This is a genomic window from Alishewanella sp. d11, assembly GCF_049390205.1.
GTDB lineage: Bacteria > Pseudomonadota > Gammaproteobacteria > Enterobacterales > Alteromonadaceae > Alishewanella.
In genome coordinates this window covers 175,400-194,251 of record NZ_CP186547.1, presented here as the reverse complement: position 1 = coordinate 194,251, position 18,852 = coordinate 175,400, and the positions used below count along the sequence as shown (strand labels likewise).

General features: G+C 45.4%; 23 protein-coding genes and 1 tRNA gene. 5 read left to right on the top strand and 19 right to left on the bottom strand.

The features are described from left to right. Positions 1 to 149: 149 nt before the first annotated feature. Both ACO1PK_RS00995 and ACO1PK_RS00990 read left to right on the top strand, forming a co-directional pair. Entirely contained in the window at positions 150 to 1,706 is a 1,557-nt protein-coding gene (locus ACO1PK_RS00995; RefSeq protein WP_423186823.1) for an AAA family ATPase, read from the top strand. After that, positions 1,693 to 2,556 carry a hypothetical protein gene (locus ACO1PK_RS00990; RefSeq protein WP_423186822.1) on the top strand — a complete coding sequence of 288 codons (864 nt, stop codon included), beginning with the start codon at positions 1,693 to 1,695 and terminating at the stop codon, positions 2,554 to 2,556. The genes ACO1PK_RS00995 and ACO1PK_RS00990 overlap by 14 nt, the downstream gene beginning before the upstream one ends. A gap of 370 nt (positions 2,557 to 2,926) precedes the next feature. On the opposite strand, the gene ACO1PK_RS00985 is transcribed toward ACO1PK_RS00990, so the two are convergent. From ACO1PK_RS00985 to ACO1PK_RS00975, 3 genes are all read right to left on the bottom strand, one after another. After that, positions 2,927 to 3,003: transfer RNA gene (locus ACO1PK_RS00985), tRNA-Val, on the bottom strand. Positions 3,004 to 3,106: 103 nt separating this feature from the next. Then, the gene (locus ACO1PK_RS00980; RefSeq protein ID WP_423186821.1) at positions 3,107 to 4,126 is read right to left on the bottom strand and encodes a DUF3080 family protein; all 1,020 of its coding nucleotides are present in this window, start codon (positions 4,124 to 4,126) and stop codon (positions 3,107 to 3,109) included. Then, positions 4,098 to 5,471, bottom strand: coding sequence for an MATE family efflux transporter (locus ACO1PK_RS00975; protein WP_423186820.1), 1,374 nt, complete (start codon positions 5,469 to 5,471; stop codon positions 4,098 to 4,100). Before ACO1PK_RS00975 ends, ACO1PK_RS00980 begins: the two co-directional genes overlap by 29 nt. 60 nt (positions 5,472 to 5,531) lie before the next feature. Here ACO1PK_RS00975 and ACO1PK_RS00970 point away from each other — a divergent pair, with 60 nt between their 5' ends. Further along, entirely contained in the window at positions 5,532 to 6,152 is a 621-nt protein-coding gene (locus ACO1PK_RS00970) for a riboflavin synthase subunit alpha (protein ID WP_423186819.1), read from the top strand. Between the two features lie 24 nt (positions 6,153 to 6,176). Here the strand turns inward: ACO1PK_RS00970 and ACO1PK_RS00965 are convergent, their stop codons facing one another. Further along, positions 6,177 to 6,377 carry a CPXCG motif-containing cysteine-rich protein gene (locus ACO1PK_RS00965; protein ID WP_423186818.1) on the bottom strand — a complete coding sequence of 67 codons (201 nt, stop codon included), beginning with the start codon at positions 6,375 to 6,377 and terminating at the stop codon, positions 6,177 to 6,179. A 189-nt stretch (positions 6,378 to 6,566) separates the two neighbouring features. Here ACO1PK_RS00965 and ACO1PK_RS00960 point away from each other — a divergent pair, with 189 nt between their 5' ends. Both ACO1PK_RS00960 and ACO1PK_RS00955 read left to right on the top strand, forming a co-directional pair. Continuing rightward, the gene (locus tag ACO1PK_RS00960; protein ID WP_423186817.1) at positions 6,567 to 7,151 is read left to right on the top strand and encodes a DUF6436 domain-containing protein; all 585 of its coding nucleotides are present in this window, start codon (positions 6,567 to 6,569) and stop codon (positions 7,149 to 7,151) included. A gap of 301 nt (positions 7,152 to 7,452) precedes the next feature. Then, complete coding sequence (locus ACO1PK_RS00955) at positions 7,453 to 8,679, top strand: tyrosine-type recombinase/integrase (protein ID WP_423186816.1); 1,227 nt, start codon at positions 7,453 to 7,455, stop codon at positions 8,677 to 8,679. On the opposite strand, the gene ACO1PK_RS00950 is transcribed toward ACO1PK_RS00955, so the two are convergent. From ACO1PK_RS00950 to ACO1PK_RS00880, 15 genes are all read right to left on the bottom strand, one after another. Further along, positions 8,676 to 8,915: a hypothetical protein gene (locus ACO1PK_RS00950; RefSeq protein WP_423186815.1), complete on the bottom strand. Its 240-nt coding sequence runs from the start codon at positions 8,913 to 8,915 to the stop codon at positions 8,676 to 8,678. The two genes, ACO1PK_RS00955 and ACO1PK_RS00950, sit on opposite strands and share 4 nt — an antisense overlap. Before the next feature lie 73 nt (positions 8,916 to 8,988). After that, on the bottom strand, positions 8,989 to 9,552 hold the full coding sequence (gene ssb, locus ACO1PK_RS00945) for a single-stranded DNA-binding protein (RefSeq protein WP_423186814.1): 564 nt from the start codon (positions 9,550 to 9,552) through the stop codon (positions 8,989 to 8,991). A gap of 19 nt (positions 9,553 to 9,571) precedes the next feature. Further along, positions 9,572 to 9,769 carry a hypothetical protein gene (locus tag ACO1PK_RS00940; RefSeq protein WP_423186813.1) on the bottom strand — a complete coding sequence of 66 codons (198 nt, stop codon included), beginning with the start codon at positions 9,767 to 9,769 and terminating at the stop codon, positions 9,572 to 9,574. Between the two features lie 187 nt (positions 9,770 to 9,956). Continuing rightward, entirely contained in the window at positions 9,957 to 10,583 is a 627-nt protein-coding gene (locus ACO1PK_RS00935; protein WP_423186812.1) for a hypothetical protein, read from the bottom strand. Further along, positions 10,580 to 10,771, bottom strand: coding sequence for a hypothetical protein (locus tag ACO1PK_RS00930; RefSeq protein WP_423186811.1), 192 nt, complete (start codon positions 10,769 to 10,771; stop codon positions 10,580 to 10,582). The genes ACO1PK_RS00935 and ACO1PK_RS00930 overlap by 4 nt, the downstream gene beginning before the upstream one ends. Continuing rightward, entirely contained in the window at positions 10,768 to 11,562 is a 795-nt protein-coding gene (locus ACO1PK_RS00925) for an HNH endonuclease signature motif containing protein (RefSeq protein WP_423186810.1), read from the bottom strand. Before ACO1PK_RS00925 ends, ACO1PK_RS00930 begins: the two co-directional genes overlap by 4 nt. Next, the gene (locus ACO1PK_RS00920; protein ID WP_423186809.1) at positions 11,559 to 11,792 is read right to left on the bottom strand and encodes a hypothetical protein; all 234 of its coding nucleotides are present in this window, start codon (positions 11,790 to 11,792) and stop codon (positions 11,559 to 11,561) included. The genes ACO1PK_RS00925 and ACO1PK_RS00920 overlap by 4 nt, the downstream gene beginning before the upstream one ends. After that, positions 11,789 to 13,330, bottom strand: a complete 1,542-nt coding sequence (locus ACO1PK_RS00915) for a DNA cytosine methyltransferase (RefSeq protein WP_423186808.1) — start codon at positions 13,328 to 13,330, stop codon at positions 11,789 to 11,791. The genes ACO1PK_RS00920 and ACO1PK_RS00915 overlap by 4 nt, the downstream gene beginning before the upstream one ends. After that, a complete protein-coding gene (locus ACO1PK_RS00910) occupies positions 13,318 to 14,829 on the bottom strand; it encodes a phage N-6-adenine-methyltransferase (protein ID WP_423186807.1) in 1,512 nt (503 codons plus the stop codon). The genes ACO1PK_RS00915 and ACO1PK_RS00910 overlap by 13 nt, the downstream gene beginning before the upstream one ends. A gap of 2 nt (positions 14,830 to 14,831) precedes the next feature. After that, the gene (locus tag ACO1PK_RS00905) at positions 14,832 to 15,551 is read right to left on the bottom strand and encodes a hypothetical protein (protein WP_423186806.1); all 720 of its coding nucleotides are present in this window, start codon (positions 15,549 to 15,551) and stop codon (positions 14,832 to 14,834) included. Positions 15,552 to 15,620: 69 nt separating this feature from the next. Next, positions 15,621 to 16,376 (bottom strand): hypothetical protein, encoded by a 756-nt coding sequence (locus tag ACO1PK_RS00900; protein ID WP_423186805.1) that lies wholly within the window; start codon positions 16,374 to 16,376, stop codon positions 15,621 to 15,623. A 2-nt stretch (positions 16,377 to 16,378) separates the two neighbouring features. Next, positions 16,379 to 16,747: a hypothetical protein gene (locus ACO1PK_RS00895; protein ID WP_423186804.1), complete on the bottom strand. Its 369-nt coding sequence runs from the start codon at positions 16,745 to 16,747 to the stop codon at positions 16,379 to 16,381. Beyond that, positions 16,744 to 16,914 carry a hypothetical protein gene (locus ACO1PK_RS00890; RefSeq protein WP_423186803.1) on the bottom strand — a complete coding sequence of 57 codons (171 nt, stop codon included), beginning with the start codon at positions 16,912 to 16,914 and terminating at the stop codon, positions 16,744 to 16,746. The genes ACO1PK_RS00895 and ACO1PK_RS00890 overlap by 4 nt, the downstream gene beginning before the upstream one ends. Positions 16,915 to 17,165: 251 nt before the next feature. Further along, positions 17,166 to 18,026: a BRCT domain-containing protein gene (locus ACO1PK_RS00885; protein ID WP_423186802.1), complete on the bottom strand. Its 861-nt coding sequence runs from the start codon at positions 18,024 to 18,026 to the stop codon at positions 17,166 to 17,168. A gap of 17 nt (positions 18,027 to 18,043) precedes the next feature. Beyond that, entirely contained in the window at positions 18,044 to 18,808 is a 765-nt protein-coding gene (locus tag ACO1PK_RS00880) for an XRE family transcriptional regulator (protein ID WP_423186801.1), read from the bottom strand. Positions 18,809 to 18,852: the final 44 nt, after the last annotated feature.

Sequence of the window (18,852 nt, the reverse complement as noted above, 5' to 3'; positions counted from 1 at the left end):
GCTAAGTCAGCTTTTCGCTTATAGCTGCCTTTCATTAGCTATGACCGATCAGTTCCAAAAGCGGCCGAAAAATGTCTAGTTTATTGATGGCTATTCAGTATTATACGTTGATAGTAAAATAACTAGACTAGCTTAACTCGGATTTTTAGATGGAACTTACTTTCAGAAAGGTTACGTATAGAGGCACTATCCCTAGCTCAGGACGTTTAGTCGCATATTTAATTGCAGATAACTGGGACGATTATTCATTCAAAACTAAATTCTATTTGATCGTTTTTGACGAAAATGGCAACCGAATTGACATCGGTTCGATGAAAGTCGGTAACGTTGGGTTTGAACAAGGCTGGGTTTCTGAAATAATGCCAGAGACGTTCTCTCAATTCCCAGAATCAGCTTTTAGTCTTGGTCAAGACGAAGACTACTACAAAAATATTCGAAATTCTTTGAGCAAAGAGTTGGGCGATCAAATATTAACGAAGCTAAATGACATAGCTTTTTCAAAACAAGCTTATGCTATTGCTTCAGATGAATCAGTATTCAAAACGTCTTTACTTCGAACAGTAAGTTTATCTGTCATACATGGGCAGTTTTCACGCATTATTAACAATGAAGCTCCCTTATCGGAATTTAATTTTCGGTATAGAAAAGCGAAAACTGAAAAAAGTGCCGAAGTAGATTTAAGTTTTCAGGTAATCCCTAAATCAACTCCCCCAACAAACATCCACGTATTAATCGGACGAAATGGAGTAGGTAAAACAACAATACTTAACCACATGGTTCAAGCCGGGATAGAAAGATCGGAATCTAAAATTTTAGACGTTGGTGTGTTTAGCTGTATGTATCACAGACACGAACAACTACTGCCAGAAGATTATTTTAGTAGCATAACGTCGATTTCCTTTAGTGCATTTGATCCGTTTATACCCCCTAAAAATCGCCCTGATAGAAGTGCTGGAACTTGCTACTTTTACATAGGCTTGAAAAAGAACGACGCTCCTGAAGTCAATGAGTTAAAAAATATACAATTGCTTCGCGAAAATTTTGTGACAAGTTTGACTCAGTGTTTCGGTTTAGAAAGTAAGAAAAAAAGATGGTTAAAAGCTATCAAAACGCTCGAGTCAGACGATAACTTTGCTGCGATGGATTTGACTAGACTTGGCAATCTAGAACGAATTACGGAGGTACAAAAATCAGCCTTCAGCCTTGTCGAGCGAATGAGTTCGGGACATACTATCGTTTTACTCGCAATAACAAACCTGATTGAAACAATCGAAGAAAAGACTCTAGTTCTAATAGATGAGCCAGAAAGTCATCTTCATCCACCACTACTTTCGGCATTCACTCGCGCTCTGTCTGATTTACTCGTTGATCGCAATGCTGTATCCATTATCGCTACACACTCTCCAGTGGTTCTGCAAGAAGTACCAAAATGTTGCGTCTGGAAATTAGAAAGAACAAGAAATGAAGGTCGGGCATTCAGACCTGAAAGCGAAACTTTTGGCGAAAATGTAGGGATCTTAACTAGAGAGGTTTTTGGCTTAGAAGTGACTAAATCTGGTTTCCACTCCCTTTTGGCACAAGAGGTTGAAGATAATAGGTCTTTTGAAGAAATAATTGAAAAATATGATAATCAATTAGGCTTTGAAGCTCAGGCAGTTCTGCGAGCTATTTTATCTAACAGAGAGGTTGCTAATGAGAGCAATTAGTCCGCCTCAAATTGGTTTTTCCGATGTATTAACGAGTTGCGTTGGTAGTATTGCAGATCAAAATCTCGTCAATAAGATTAATGCTGTCACCCCACAACTGAATTTAACTGCAAGCGATTTTGAAGTAAAAGTGGCGCGTGCTGATTTGTTCCAATTACCGGCTTTTACTGGCGATGATTCCTCAATCATTGTTGGGCAGGTAACTAAGGGAGAACTAAAGAGCCTATACTCAAGTCACATGGTTCCAGCTAAAAAACCTGCTCGCTCATATTATGACCAACTGAAGATGAGTGCTCCATTGAATATATGCCCATACTGTGGTTTCGGACATGTAACGACTTTAGATCACTATCTCGCTAAAGCAAATTATCCTTGTTTTTCTGTTTTAGCTATAAATCTTGTACCAAGCTGTGCAGACTGCAACAAGGGTAAGAGCAGCAGCCTTGCAACGACTAAAGGGAATCAATCACTACATCCATATTTTGACCATGGGCATTTCGTTAACGAGCAATGGTTGTATGCAGAAGTTGAACAGCAATCTAGCCCGCCATCCATTAAGTTTTCGGCCATTCCACCTACTCATTGGCAAGATATTGATAAAGAACGAGTTAAAAGCCATTTCAAGGATTTCAAGTTGGCTGCTCGTTTTAAAGTTCAAGCGGCAACAGAATTAGCCGTATTGAAAGGAGAGTTGGAGTTTTACTTTCAAGAACAGCAAGCTGCTGGAGTTGCAGAAGCTCTTAGTCGCAAACATGCGGCAGCAAGAGGTCAACACATAAACTGGTGGAAAACAGCGTTGTTTCATGCTCTTGCGCATGACGCGTGGTACTGTAGTGTTGGCTTTAGATAAACTTATGTATCTTCATATAAATATACTGTTGTCCGCTAATCGCTCATAGTGAAGATATACCTGATAGCTTACTGTTTTGAAGCTGTCATAAATATGTCCTTTATTTGTTGACCATGATGAATCGTCAAATCTAAATATGAAGCCAATAGAAAGGTTTACATGATTCGAATGGTTTTAGGTAGCTTCTGCAATAAATTAACAATTAGAGCGGATGAGATTTATGCGTTTTGACGGAAGATTTTAGCTAAATTTCGCAGGATATTTTTGTTTGAATTCGTGATTAGCTTATCCAAAGCTTTTCCAAGCTTTTCCAAAGTGAAATCAGAAACAAAAATAGCACCATTAAGGTGCTGTTTTTGTTAAGAATTTTTGGTGCGTCCTAGTGGGTTCGAACCACCGACCCCCACCATGTCAAGGTGGTGCTCTAACCAGCTGAGCTAAGGACGCACACTTTATGTTGCGGCGAATGCCTGACAACGGCGGCTATGTTATTGCGCTGCTGGCGGCTTGGCAAGTGTTTTTCGCAATCTTTGCAGTGTTTGCCTGAAAATTAGCCGGTTAAGCCTACGGGGCAGCGTTGATTTAGTTGTTGATACCAACCAATATGTTGAAGTAGCTGCTGTTGTAACTGTTCGGCTTGAGTGTGATAACGCTCAGTTAGTACGGGCAACATCAGGCTATCTTCATATAAGGCGAGGATCAATGGCCAACTTTGTTGCTGATAACGTGTCAGTTCAGCCAAGTAGGCTTGCACTTCCGCAATAAAATATTTTCGAAACACCGTGCTAAGAATGGTCAATTGCTCAGTTGGGCCGCGCGGGCAAAGACTTGCAGGCTCTATCGCTAATAAAGTGGGGTTGACGGTAGCGAACCAACTATTGGCGTAGCGTAAGCTAAATTGTAGCTCAGATAAAAACTCGGTATGGTGCAGCACTTGCAGTGCCGCCTCGGGATCAATTTTACTGGCGCTATACCAATCTTGCCGTGCAATCGCCTGTTTTAAGTCCACGAATTGTTGTAAAGCACCTAAGGTTTCGTTAAAACCTGTTGCGTCTTTGCTGCCTACGCCACGATCAGCGGCAAGCCAACGCTTACGTAAGGTATTATCGGTTTGCAGCATATTATTTAATGCTATATCAATGCTTTGCGCTTTTTCTTGATACACTGCAGCAAGTTGCGATTTTAGCGGTTCTTGCCAGTCTTGCTGTAAACAGCGCTCCAGTGTCGCTAAAAAGCGTACTTCGTAATCTAAGCGTTTGCTGGCGGTAAACACTTTCCCCATACTGCTATTGCGTTCGGCAATCAGCATATCTAAGCCACAGCTACGGGTGGCAAAGGCATCTAACAAATCTATACGTAACTCGGGCAGGGGCTGCTGTAAGGCTGATTTAGCCGGAAAAGCCAGGCCTGCGGCAGGTTTAACTGGTGTTGTTTCAAGCTGAAGTACACGCTGCAAGCGCTGTTGGTAATCGTGTAATTCGGCAGTACCCGCGGGGTCTTTACACCCCAACAGGCTTAAGCAAATTAGCGCCAGTAACAGGCTAAGTGGCAGCGCCTTTAAGATGTGCATGTTCCATCCTATTTAGCTGTTTACGTAAAATAATAGCTAAAGCGATAGCAGCGACGGTAAGACCAACTATGATGCCGATCCAAAACCCATGAGCCCCCATCGGTTCAACAAGCCAATTGGTTAATCCTAATACGGCACCAAAACCAAAACCGATTGGCCAATAGGCAATTAAGGTAATAAAAAACACCGGCTTGGTAATTTTCATGCCGCGCAGCGCACAGGCGGCAACCACTTGTATGGCATCTGAAAATTGATAAATTGCTGCCAAAATCAGTAACGAACTGGCTAAGGCAATCACCTCAACATCAGAGGTGTAAAGGCTAGCCACTTGACTGCGGAACAGCAAGGTGAAAATCACGGTGCCGATAGACATCGCCATGGAGAGAATAATGGCGGTGCTAATAGCTTTTTTCAGCTCTTGTAAGTTATTTTGACCGACCAAATGACCGACACGAATGGTCGCGGCTAAGCCCAACGACAACGGCAACATAAAGACAATGGCACTGTAGTTATGCGCTACTTGATGTCCGGCCACCATAATGGGGCCTAAGTGCACAATGACCAGGGGAATACAGGCAAACAGTGTGACTTCAAAAAAGATCGAGCAGGCGATAGGGGTGCCGATGCGAATAATTTGCCATTGATCTTTGACACTCAGCCAGAGGGTTTTAGGCCAGTGCCGATAAGGGCGGGTGCTACGGCTGGTATAACCATAAATCAGCATAGCAATAAACATGGCACAGAAAACCAAACTGGTGGCCACGCCGCAACCGGCACCGCCTAGGGCGGGCATGCCGAATTTACCGTAAATAAAAATATAGTTAGCGGGGATATTCACTAAAATGCCAACAAAGGCAATCCACATACTGGCTTTGGTATTACCCAGCCCCTCAAATAAATTGCGCATAACCATGTAACCGGCGGCAGGGAATAAACCGAAGCTGACGTAATAGAGGTACTCTAAGGTTTTCTCGCGCAGCGCTGCATCCATATTCAGTTTGGCCAGCGGAATATCAGCAAACAGCATCAACACAAATAATATTGCCGCTAACAGCAAACCCAAATAGAGCCCTTGTAACGTAAAGTGACTGACATCTTGTGTTTGTTTACTGCCATAGAACTGGGCAATAATAGGGGTCAATGCTAATAATAGCCCTTGCATGGTCAACACTACGGGTAGCCATAAGCCCGATGCGACGGCAATGGCGGCCATGTCCATGGCGCTATATCGACCGGCCATCACTGTATCAACAAAATACATTAGGGTTTGCGTTAGCTGTGCTAACACAATGGGCCCAGATAGTTTCAGGATGGTTCTGGCTTCAAAGCGGGAAAAGGGTAACATGGTGACCGTTCTATTTTATAACGCGATTTAAAGCGCGCAATTTATCACATTTGAGGTTTTATGTTTACTGGAATAGTGCAAAGCAGCGCGACGATCGGCCAAATTGACGATTTGCCAGGCTTACGTCGATTTAAGCTGCAGGTTGCTCCGCAATTTTTACAACAGTTACAGCGTGGTGCCAGTATCGCCATTAATGGTACCTGCCTAACTGCCACCGACTTTGATAGCGCGGCGGGCTGGGTGTATTTTGATGTGATTGCCGAGACCCTAGCAAAAACCAATTTAGGGTTATTGCAAGTTGGTAGTAAAGTGAATTTTGAGCGCTCCTTACGTTTTGGTGATGAGATTGGTGGACACATTGTGTCTGGTCATATTCAAGGTACGGCAGAATTAGTGGCAAAACAGCAAGATGCACAAAATTGCCATTTGCAGCTGCGTCTGGATCCAGAGTTATTGGCTTATGTGCAACCTAAAGGCTTTATTGCGGTAGAAGGCTGTAGTTTAACGGTCGGCGAGGTGGATGCGACAGGCTTTAGTTTGTATCTGATCCCAGAAACCTTGGCACTCACCACCTTGGGCGAGAAGCAGCTAGGCGATAAGCTGAATATCGAGTTAGATCAGCAAACGGTGACCATTATTCGCACGGTGGAGCGGGTGTTGGCTGAGCGATTGGCCAAGTAAGATAACAGGCGCTGCTGTTGGTTGCTAGTAGTACTGCTCATCGTCGGCATCGACAAACACTTGCACCTTGTGCTGCAGATCATCTTTATGTACCCGAATATGCATAGGATTACAGCAGTTGCTGCAATCTTCGACATAATCTTGATCTTCATCACTGGCTTCTATGCAAATATCGGTTTGGTAGCCACAAAAGGGGCAGCTGACGCTTTGGAAAATCGGTTTCATTATTACCTCCAATGCCGGTAGCTTAAGTTGCCAATTACGTGCAACTTCGCTTGCGCATATAGTATTTATACTACAAAGCGCGTATTTTGCCAGTTTAGTACGGTGCGCTTTGCGGACTGTTATAATGCCGGTTAATACGATGCTATCGCCACCTTTGGCTTATACTCGTTTTGTTTATTTAAGTGGCCAGTGCGTCATTGTTGCATTGGCTGTGGCAGCTATCTGCTGAAGGAGTTTGCTATTTTAGTATTGACTGCGCGTCAACGCGTTTGGGCGGCGATTGGCTTATTGAGTGCGTGGATAATGTTGACCAGTGTGCTGCTGTATCGGTTTGGTTTTGCCCATTATGGCACCTTTGATGCAGAGCAGCAGTGGCATTATGGTACCGCGGCTATTACCTTGCCGCAACTCAACATTCCGGTTGAACAGGGTTGGCAAGTAGTGCATGTATTAGATAAACACTGTGGTTGCTCACGCTTTGCTCGCTCGCATGTCGAACTGTTTGCTGATAATTATCAAGTACCAAGCAGTCGTCAGCATTATCTTTCTGCTGACGTTATTGCCAAGGCGGGCTTGATGATCCCCGCTGTGCCAGCCGTACTGTTATTTGACAATGGCCAACTGATGTATGCCGGGCCTTACGCCAGTGGTCCGTTGTGCAGTACCAACGACAGTTTTCTAACCAGTTTGCTAAGCCGGCAAGTTGCCTTAAATGGCTTGTGGTTAAATGGCGAAAGCAAAGCCTGCCGTTGTCTGGTAAGCCCAGGCGCTTAGTGTTAGTATAGCGCTGCTTTTTTTACTTCAGTTGTCAACGTTCTGCAGATGGCTTTTCGTTTAAGCCATTAACTGCACAGCAAGATGCTGAATTTCTTTCTTAATTAAACAAGTGACCCTTGGTTTAAGTCACTCCCCATTTTTCACACCACTTCTAATCAATTCACGCTTTACCACCAACCCCTCGCCATTGCTGATTATTACACTGCTTTTCAGGCTCTATCATTTCAAACTTTTGCATTGATCTATCGCTTACTATCAGACAAACTGTGTACCAAATGTGTACCAAATTGGTTTTAATATGGCACTTAGCGATACAAAACTACGCAGCATAAGCGGCAAACCCTACAACGGCCCAGCTGAAATAGCAGATCGGGATGGCCTATCTGTGCGGATATCACCAAAGGGTTTAATTACATTTCAACGACGGTACCGTTGGCAAAATAAGCCGGCTAGGATCCGTTTTGGCAATTATCCAGAGCTTAGCTTAAGCGATGCGCGGGAGCTGAATGAAGAAGCAAAACGCAGTGCTGCGAAGGGCATTGATCCACGTTTTGAAAATAAAATGGGTACCAAATTAAACTTGGGGCCTGTAACGGTAAAAATGGCGCTGGACTACTTTCTGACGGAATATGTAGATAAAAACCTAAAATCTGCCGGTAAGGTCAAAAAGCTTTTTGCTAATCACGTATATCCGTTTATGGGTGATGTGCCACTGGAGCTAACAGAAACCCGCCACTGGATCGCCATGTTTAAAAAGGTTAGCGAAAACGCACCGGTACAAGCTGGGATCCTGCTTAGCAAATTAAAGCAAGCGCTGCGGTTTTGTAGAGTACACAGGTACGCAGACTGCACAGCGCTGGATGATTTACGGGTAACCGATATCGGCAAAAAAGAAGAAATTGGCGAGCGTAGGCTGGTAGATGCTGAGCTGAAAAAGCTTTGGCCGTATTTGCACGAAACACGATTGATCGGTGACAGAAATAGGTTGGTTACTATATTAGTGCTGCTTTACGGCTGCCGAACCGTAGAGCTTAGAACCTCATTAAAATCAGACTGGGATTTAAAGAACCGCGTTTGGAAAGCAACAGACACCAAAGCCGGCCACACTGTACGCAGGCCAATACCAGATCCATTTGTGCCGTACATTCAGCGCTTAATGGATTTTTATCCTGAATCGCAATATTTAGTGCCAGTTGAAGACTCTTACAAAACGGGGGTTGATAAGCCAGTAAGCGGCCAAAGCTTAGTTAGCATAACAAGCCGCATTAGCAAGCATTTGGGTTTAGATGATTGGGGGCTGCACGACTTACGCCGCACGTTAGATACATCGTTATCTGAGCTGGGGATCCCGCCCTATATTATTGAAAAAATGCTTGGCCACAAGCTCGCTGGCGTTATGGCGGTATATAACAAGCACGATTATCTTAAAGACCAAGAGCATGCGTATATTACCTGGTACAATCATTTGGTAACGAACGCTGCTGATAGCAATGTTGTTGCGTTTAAAAAGCATACCGCGCGCTAAGCCGCAGTATGCTTGATTAATGCCGCTTGCCGTTCCCGCTTTAGCTGGCGGTTTTCCGTTTCCCACGCTTCCAGCGTGCTGATCAACCACTTATTTGGGTTGCCTTCAAAATCAGCAAGCGGGAAAGCCAAAGATCCAACTTCCTTTGTGCGCTGCTTGCGCCATAAGGTTGTCGCGCTCCAGCCGTATCTGGCACAAACTTGGTCTGTTGTAAGCACTGTAATTTGGTTATTCATAGCATTTCTCATTTTTTGCGGCGTATAGTGCAACCACTACACGCCAGCGCTTTACAATTAAATTTATGTCATCTTAAAAGGGAATATCATCGTCAAAATCAATGGGTGGCTCCATCGGCTTGCCTGCCATATTGTTGGCATAACCGCCTGGCATTGGCATGCGTTGCTGAGCTGGTTGCTGCGCTTGTGCTGCTGGCCTTTGGTTGTTTGACTGATAACCACCGGATTGCTGCTGCGGCCTTTGCTGCTGCGGCTTCTGTCCTTGATTGCCATTTGACTGACCACCTTGCTGGCCTGCTGGGTTGCCGTCTAGCATTTGCAGTTCGTTGGCAACAATCTCAGTGGTATAGCGCTCGATACCGTCTTTGTCGGTCCACTTGCGGGTTTTTAATTTACCCTCGATATACACCTTGCTGCCTTTGCGCAGGTATTCGCCGGCAATTTCCGCTAAGCGCTGGTAAATCACTACGCGGTGCCACTCGGTAACGTCCTTTGGTTCGCCAGTGTTCTTGTCTTTGTAGCGCTCACTGGTTGCTACTGTAAGATTGGCAACAGCGCCACCTTGTGGCATGTAACGCACTTCTGGATCAGCACCCAAGTTGCCGATGATGATGACTTTGTTTACGCCTCTTGCCATTTTGATTCCTTAATTCCTGTTAGTTAATTCTATAAAGCTCTTTCTGTTCTTTGCTGAGCTTGTACCACTTGGCAAATAAAGCCCACTGTCTGCGTTTTACTACCCGCCAAGGGCGTTCATTAAAGGTTTTGCGGTTTAGCATGATGGGGCCAAGGTAGTCGTGCCAGTCAAAAGTTACGCCTTTGTACTGGTAGGTTTTGCCCGATGATATGAACATTACTAACCCGCCTTAGCCTTACGGCGTTTCTTTGCTGCTCGTTGTCGTTTTGCAGCGTTATCGTTACGAGGGTTGGGAGCTGGGTAATATTGCAATCCGCATGTGCTTAATAGTTCGTGCGGAACAGATGATGATTCTCTGGCTATCAATGAGAACGCAGCAGCAGGCATACCTAAATGCACTCGCATCACTCCCCCTTATCCGCTTGGCGTAGTTGGTTGGCGTATTTTTGCTTTAATACATTAGACACTCGCTCATCTGATTGCGTTTCGGCTAGCATGCAAGCCATCTGGTGCTTTCTTGATCTCCACGCTTCGCTTGCCAGGCTCGCATCACTGTAATAACCAAGATTTTCTGTTTTTCCAGTAAAGGGGTTGTTGCATCTAGCGTGAAACTTTCCATGTGATTTACTAAAAGAAACTCCAATAGGGCTTTTGCCTCGACTGCTTCCGCTATCAATGATAAAAGTATTGATTAACGGGCTAATAAATACGCAGTTTTCTGGCGAATACTCTTTGCTTGCTGATAGATAATCTTTATCAAGATCCTTCCCCTGCCAATCCTGAGTTTCCATCCATGCTTTAAAGTTACTGAAAACAAGCCACTCCTTGCATACAGAGCACGATAGATAATTTTGCCTTGTTGACAAATACTTTTCCGAATAGCATCTGCGAAGCATATTTAACCATCTATCGTAATATGGACATGACCAAGTTTTTTTTAGCTTTCCATCAATCCTGTTGTATGTACTAACCTTGTAATCAGAGTCATTTATTCCTATGCCATAAACCAGTTTTCCAGTTGGCTTACTCATGCCACTTTCTCCCCTTGAGTTTCTTCAACCTGCGCCTGCAAAGCCAAATAAACATCCTCACGCACATACCGCGTTGCATCTTCTTCGCGCATGCCTTCGCCTGGTGCTGGGGTGTCGCACCATACGTATTCATCAAGGCCAACGGGTACAAGATAAATCTCTGCTGGGTTTTCGGTTTTGTCGATCATGCTGCCTGCTCCCGTAAAATTTGGCACCGCTTCATGGTGATATCAGCCAGTGTTCGTGCTGCTTCTTTAAACTCGGCTGGTGCTTTGCCAAGTTTTAACTTATTCATTACTGCTAACTGCGCTCTGGTAACTAGCATTAAGTTATCGATGGGCCAGTTTAGTGGGTTGTTATCTTTAAACGTAACGCACTCACCTTTTTTTAGTGGTGGGTTGTGTTGCTCCCACTCGATAACGTGCTTCATGCGCCACGTTCTTGGCTCTGCAACCTTAACCATCACAAAGCCACCTTTGGAGCAAATACGCTCAGATCCCACAGGCTTATGACTTGCTGGCATGTGGCCTTTTTTGAATTGGCTTTTTTGTGCATTGCCGCCTGGCATCCAACCTTTAATGCCTTTGTTATGTGCCGGGTTGCCTTTTTCAAACTGGCCAGTGCGGCCAGATTTAAGTTTATGATTGCGCGTAAAACTGCGTATTTGATTCACAGTTTTATCGGTACCAAACTGCTGGTTAAATTCTGCAGTTAAGCGTTCTAGCGACCACTTTTTATAACCCTCTGCAATAAAAGCCGCTTGTTCTTTGGTGGCAACACGCAGCCGTCCGCGTAAGATAGCGCCTGTTTTGCGGCCACAGCGTATCTTGTGGTTACTGAGCACGGTTTTTATATTTGATACGGTTTTGTCGGTACCAAATTGCGCGTTAAAAGCCTGAGTAAGCGCTGGTTTGCCCATTTTTGGGTATTTAGCCCGTAAGAAAGCCAGCATGTCTGCAGTGTAAGTAAAACGGCTCATTTCTTTTGCACCTCAAGCAGTTCGTGCGGTTTGTGCATGTTGCCGCTGTCGTATTGGCGCTGGGCATCCAGCACTAAGCGAGCATTGCTGATAACCTCTTTGGCTAATGAGGTTATGGCATTAGAGCGTTCAATTTCCTTTGCCAGTTCTTCACCTGTTAGCGCTTCATTGCCTAGGCGCTCAAGCTGGGCGAACAGGTGGTTGTTTAAGTCGGATAGTTTGTTTTTCATGCTGCTACTCCTTTCTTATCTGCGCATAGCTCTGGCAGGTTGGCGCGTACTAGTGCTTCGGCGAATGGTGGCGGTACTGCGTTGCCGCACCGTGCTACTTGTTTGGCTTTTGGGATTGGCTTGCCGTTTTGGTCTACGCTGATCACGTAGTCAGCAGGGAAGCCTTGCGCGGCAAATAGTTCTTTTGGCTCTAGCATGCGCATGCCGATATCTACAATTTGGTAGGGTTCGCCGTGAACCATTACCAAGCCAAAGCGATCGCGGCCTGTTACTGTGTGCATGGGTTCATTCAGTTGAGCACCGTCTTTTTCATTGCCGTAGTATTTCAGTAGAAATGCCCGAACCTCGCCAAGATGAAGGCCGCCAGCTGTAATAGTGTGAACAGGTTCATTTACTGCATGACCGATATTAGTGCCGCGCAGTTTTACTAGGTTGCTGGTTACAAGTGCGTGATGATCAACCGTAGTAACCGTATGAGCAGGCTCGTCTAAGCTAGTACCTGGTCCGTTATAGTTGCCGCCAAAGTGTTTAGCCAAAAAAGCTGATACCAAAGCAAAATGGCCGCTTTTAACTTCGGCGCATACTGTTCTCAGCGGTTCATCTGCTGGCATATTGCGCTGGTTGCTGGCGTTAGCGTGTTCGGTGATGAACGGAGCTACTTTTTCTGACGGTACAATAAAAGGATCATTATTTTCTATGATGAAACGCTGAATACCTTTGGCGATCCGGCGCAGGGTGTTTTCTGCCAGTGGGCGTTTACGCTCAAAGATACTGGGGCAGGGAATAGACCAATCGATACACTCTGCTGCTGTGCGGTATGGCTGCAGCTGGCCAGCAATTACCGCTGCGCTATATGGTGCGCTGCGTGTTGGCTTAGGCCATACGATGGACTGGCCGTCACAACGGGCTAACAAAAACAGGCGTTTGCGAATGGTTGGAGCGCCGTAGTCACAGGCCCGCAATTCGCGCCACTCTACTTTATAGCCCATGCCGCGAATTAGTTTGGCCGTATCTACCAATCCAAGAACTTCTGCGCATTCTTGCAGTGCTGGATGGTCGGCATCTACGCCAGTGCTAAGCATGGCAACAAAGGCGTTAAAGGTTTCGCCTTTACGATCTTTACAGGGCTGCGCTGTGCCAGTGGTTGGGCATTCAATAACTGGCCCCCATGTTTTGAACTCTTCCACGTTTTCCAGCATGATAACCCGAGGACGTACACGCATAGCCCAGCGCATTACTACCCAAGCTAAACCACGAATTTCACGGCTAACCGGCTTGCCGCCTTTGGCTTTGCTGAAATGTTTGCAGTCTGGCGAGAACCATGCCAGATCCACCGGCCGGCCAGCTGTGGCTTTTACCGGATCTACATCAAACACGCTTTCGCAGTAGTGCAGGGTGCCCGGGTGGTTAATGGTGTGCATGGCAATGGCGTCTTTGTCGTGGTTGATAGCGATATCAACAGAGCGGCCGATAGCCATTTCAATACCGGTGGATGCGCCGCCACCGCCGGCAAAGTTGTCAACGATTAAGCCGCGCATGATTGATATTCCTGTAATAATTCAATAGCAATGCTAGTAGCTTCGTCTTTGCTACCGCCGTTGAGTATTTTTTGGTTGATTGCTCTGCAAACCGTTTCGCGCTGCGGCTTGGTAAGCTTAATTGGTTTTTTGGTTAGGGCATTACCTAGGGCTGTGTATACCTCAACTGGCCAGTTATGGGTTTGCTCAGTCTCTGGTTCAGCCTCAGGTTCCGTTTTAAGTAGTGCATCTAACGCTGCCAAGGCTTCTGGCCAGCTTGTGTATTCACCAGCTTCCTTACCTTGATGGTAAACCACCAGTGTCGGCTCGTATAAATAGCCCTTTTTAAAATCGCCAGTGGTTTTAATGCCAATGCCATCGATTTTCCCAGGCAGGAAATTTCGCTTACCCCAAATTGAATGACCGCTGCGCCACATTTCTGTTACTTCGCATTCTTCGCCAATCGCTCTGATGTTCTGCGGTATTTGCAGTTGATCAAAGAACACTCTGGCATTATCAGATACAACTTTGCCATCTTTGTTGGTTACTGTGGCCGGTGCAGGTGCAGGTTCGGCTTCTTGTTCTGATACCGGTTCAGTTCCTGTCATTGCTGCGTCGAAGTGCTCAAACAGGTCGTTTTGTTCTTCGGTTAACTCAACGACATTGGTATCGTCGACTTGGGCCACTGCAGCAACCACTTCACCGCCTTTGGTAACCATGCCAGGCTCGTCAAACGCTAAAATAGCAGCGCGGATCTGGCTAGTGGTGTAGCTGTCGTGCTTACCAAACATGCCATCGAGTTGCAGCATTAACGCAAGGTGATCACCGGTGAATGGCAGCTTGCCGCTGGTGAGTTGATCAGCTATTTCTTCGCTGGTGTATTCAACCGTGTGAATGGTTAGGGATTTGGTACCGTCATTAATGTCGGTACCAGATTGATCGACGCATTCTGTCGCGGCCAACTCTTCGGGATTTCCAGATAGTTCGTTTTGCTCTGGCAAGGCTTGGGCTAGCAATTCACGCCCAGCGGCTAGCAGTTCGTCGCGCTCGATGTGGCTGTACTGCACTTTAGTGCGACCGAATGGGTGCCAGATGATAAACATGCTGCCTTTGTTGTTGCCAGCTGCAGGTTTGCCAGTGCTTGGATCGATAAACGATAACCGGCCACCAATTACCAGACGAACTTCTTGGCAGGTTTTAATAGCTTCTTTGTACCAGCCAACAGATTGATCCATCATTACCAGCATTACCGTGCCAACGCCTTTGGTGGCCTGTTCAGCTGCTTTAGCCACCCAAGGGCTAATATCGGAGTATGGCGGGTTACACCAGCAAAAGTGCCATTCTGTTAGGCCGTTATCCGGATCGGGAAGCCAATCGCATTGCAGCGCATTTAATGCTTCATCGATGTAGATTTCGCACAGCTTATTGTCAGCGCTACTTGCAACATCAACTTTAAAATTGAACTCTGCATTAAGCGCAGCAAATACTTCCGGCGGGGTTTGGTATGCGTCGCGGTTCATAATCAAGCCCTTTCTTGCTGCAGGCGAATTACCGCCAGATCCATTAGCAGCTCATCTAAACAGCGGCGTAACTCGGTGCTTTTTGGTGATAGCAGCATTTGGCAGTAGTTAAGAGCGCGTTGTTTGGCGGCAATGTTGTCAACAATGTGCTCGTCTTGGCGTTCTTGCTCGGCTTCAAACTCTGCGGCCATTACAGCTAAGTCGAATGGTTTTAGTTCAAACTCGCTAGCGATAGCGCTGGCATTTAGCTCCCAGTTCGGGCGCTCTGATATCAGCTCTAAATCCAGCTCGGTAATGTCGGCCTGTTCTAAAACGTCGCTTTCAATTTGTTCACTGGCCATTTGTTCCAACGTACTAGCCTCTGCAGCAGCTAGTTCGCCATCGGCTGCAGTGCATGCCGCATCCCATTGATTGCCTAGATCAGCATCATACTGTGCTTGCTCAACATCATCGGCCAGTGCTAATAAGCTATTGGCAGCTTGTGGCTGTTCATCGATAAAATGCAGCTTGTTAGTGCAGGTTTTATACATGCCGTTGCTTTGGCGCCAAATTAAACGCTGTGCCAGCATATCGCGCAGTAGTTGGTCCATGCGTTCGTGCGTTACGCCAATGTGCTGGCGCATGGCTTTGATGCTTCTGGCCGTAGTTTGGCAAAACGCCATTAGCTTTTTGCTTTGTGCGCATAGTTCGCCTGGGGCGGCCATTTTTAGGGCTGCAGTCATAATTAGTGCTCCGCAATTTAGGTGGTTACTGATTCGATAAGATTTGTCGCGTTCACGATAAAGCTGAATTTAATCGTTAAACCAGCTAGTGTCGTAATCGTCAGCATCTTCGCCTTGATCAAGTTCAATTAGCCCTTTCATTACGTAGATATTGAAAAGAGTCTTCTCAAAGCCGTACTGTCGGCCCATGCTTAACTGCTCACCTGCTTTTTTGCCATTAATCCGCAGGCCTAAAATGCTGTACTTGCCGGTTTCTTTTTCTTTACTAAGGTGTAAATCAAATTCGCAATCACGCTCTGAGGTATGCTCTTCTTTATCTATGTAGATATGCGCGTAACTCCCATAACTTTTTTCTTGAATATCAATTATTAAGGTCACTCTACCTTCGTAGTCGCCACAGTCATCTTGTTTTTCTTTAACAACTTTCTCTACCAACCAAGAGAGTGTTATCTGTTCCGGGATTTCAGTCATCAACTCTTTAAATTCAGCATCAAGAACGGCGGCAAGTCGATTGTCGTAAAACTGCTGTGTAGCCAGCTTTAAGCGGTTTGTCACATATTCATGGTAAGTTGGCAGGTCGCTAATACTTTCTAGCTTAGGCATGATTGCTTTAGAAAACTGCTCTTTTAATGCCTTGCCAACTTCGCCATAGCTTCGCAAACAATCACTGGCAGCATCATCAATTAGCTTGTCTACATATTTGCTAATAGCCTGCTCTAAAGCGCCAGATTGAATGCGCTGCGATAAAACTTGGCCAAACATTTCCTGCACAGTTGCAGTCATTGGGTTTACAGTTGGTTCAAACTCTTTTTTTACGTCAGTCATAATTAGTGCTCCGCAATAGTGTTAGTAACAGATTCGATTAAATTGATAGCCGCCACAGTTAAGCTAAATTTGCCCACGTAGCAGGCCAGTAACTTAAGCTGCTTTAACTGGCACGCCACGCTTATGCCTTGGCCTTTTGGGGCTACGCCCACGTTTTCAAAAAACATGGGTGGTACTGCGTAGTGCATGCGCAAGTTGCCGCGCTGGGCTATTACCGTGTCGGCCAGTGCCCACAGTGCCGCTTTTTGCTGGGCGGTAAGGGTGTTGTAGCGGTTAACCAGCTGCCAGCCCTCGGCGTGCGTTTGGATAACCATTGGTACTGTTGATGCGGCCTTTAACTGCGTAGCCTGGATAAAGGTATGTGCGATCATGCTGCAGCCTCCTGCTGGTGCTTTAGGTATTCAACACGGCCTGCAATATAGCGCTGCAGGTATTCGTAAACTGCAGTAGCACCGCCAACGCTGATCATCATGTGAATTTCTTTAGCGTTGATGCTTTCTGCTAGGTGCTGCAGTTCTTTAATGGCGTTTGGTTCCATGATTAGCGCCCCCATACCATTGCCGCAACGAATAGGGCGGTTACTACAGCGGCCAGACACAGCCAAAGGCGGTCTAGTTGTTGGCGCTTTGTGGTGTTGATGTAGTCGGTTAGGGGTTTCATGGTTTCGCCTACGTTTGTTTGTATAGGTAGAATATAGGCAATCCGATATTTAATATCAATAGGTTTTCCGATATTTTTTTCAAGACAATAAAAAACCCGCCGGAGCGGGTCATTTTTTATAGGAAGAAGTTAACCTTGAATTGCATCGTGGTAATCGTTTTCGTGAACAATGACAAGCGGGAACCCTTTGCGGCGAAGCACTATTGCCTGCTCTATTTTCCTGCCGTAGCAAGCATAAGCCCAGTTAGGATTGCCATTAGCACCAACAACCAAGTATTGAACCTTTTTTGAAACGGTATCGATAAATATGCCGCCACGATCTTCTATTTGCTGAGCTAGTTGCTTTCGTTTGAATCGTTGCGACTCACCGGTAAAGCAAAAAGTTTTTCCATCAAATTCAATTTCTGGGCAGGTGGCACAAATACCAAATAGGTTCTCACCGTCCATTTGTGGTGATGTTAGCGTTACATCATCTGCTAGGCTGGTAAACTCCATAAAAAAGTTCAGCAGTAATTTATGCTCTTCAGCATCTATTACGCCATCGGCCATAACATTTGTTATTAGTGAATCTACCTCATCATAAGGCCATATTGTTTTTAGATTTTGGTGTTTATCAAGCCATGTTCTTAAACCGGTTAGTTCTAGTTCTGTTATTTTACCGTCTGCTGCAATGCCGGCCAGAATGCCATGTAAGCGTTGCATAGTAGAGGTTATTTGGCAGTAGTATTCGTTGGAAGTGAGCTTTTCGCAAAGCCAAAGTATATCGGCGCGTTCGTCATCTGTAATGATGCCATCGGCTATGGCCTCTTGCACTACAGGCGCTAATTCGTTAAATGGATGTTTATCTAATACTAGTCGATTTTCATCTAACCAGGCGTTTAGAAAGTAAACTTCAGGTGCTGTTATTTTTCCGTCAACAGCAATGCCTTCAATTATGCCGATAAAGTTATTTATTGATTTATCTAGCCTAGATTTAGAATTAAACAGCATCCTTGCCTCCTTAAGTGTTATCTCAGAACGGAATACCAGAACACTCGGCCAAGCACTCTGATGTTTTTTGCATCTTCTGCATTAAAGTCTTCATCTGGGTATTCATCACGGTTAAAGCTTCTTAACCTAATGCCACCATTTGGTAGTCTATGAAGTATTTTTACTCTTAATAGTCCACCATGATCTAAGGCGTACATATCACCGTCTTTTATCTTGGTGTTGCCCGTATCTATTCCAACAGTTGCTTGATCTGGCAATACAGGCTGCATGCTATCGCCCGACACGACAACACAGGCGGCCATTTCTGGCTGGATGTTGTTGCGTCTTAATGTTGATTTAGCAAACCTAAGTTTAAAACCAGTGCTTTCTTTTGATACGACAGAGCCAGTTCCGGCTTTCAATTCAACTTCCTTGTAAAATGGCAACTCTACTTCATCATCAGATAAAGGGGTTTTGCTATCCCAAGGATCTATTTCACCAAGGGTATAGCTAGCTTTTATATCTGATACTTCACTTTCTATTTTGTTGACACTACCAGTTTGTAACCACTCAGCTGCGACGCCGCACTCTTTCGCTATGCTTATAAGGTGCGTGCTAGACGCTGATTCACCACGCTCTAACTCAGAAAGCGTGGGCTGAGTAACACCTATTTTGTCGGCAAGCTCTTTTTGTGTGAGTCCAGCCTTTTTTCGGGCTTCACGAACTCTTATACCTACGCTCATTGCCAATCCCATAAATAAAATATCCTTTTTAGTATATAGGTTCACCAATAAAGCTTGCAAAAAGGTTTACCTATGATAAATTTATCGGAATACCGATATACAAG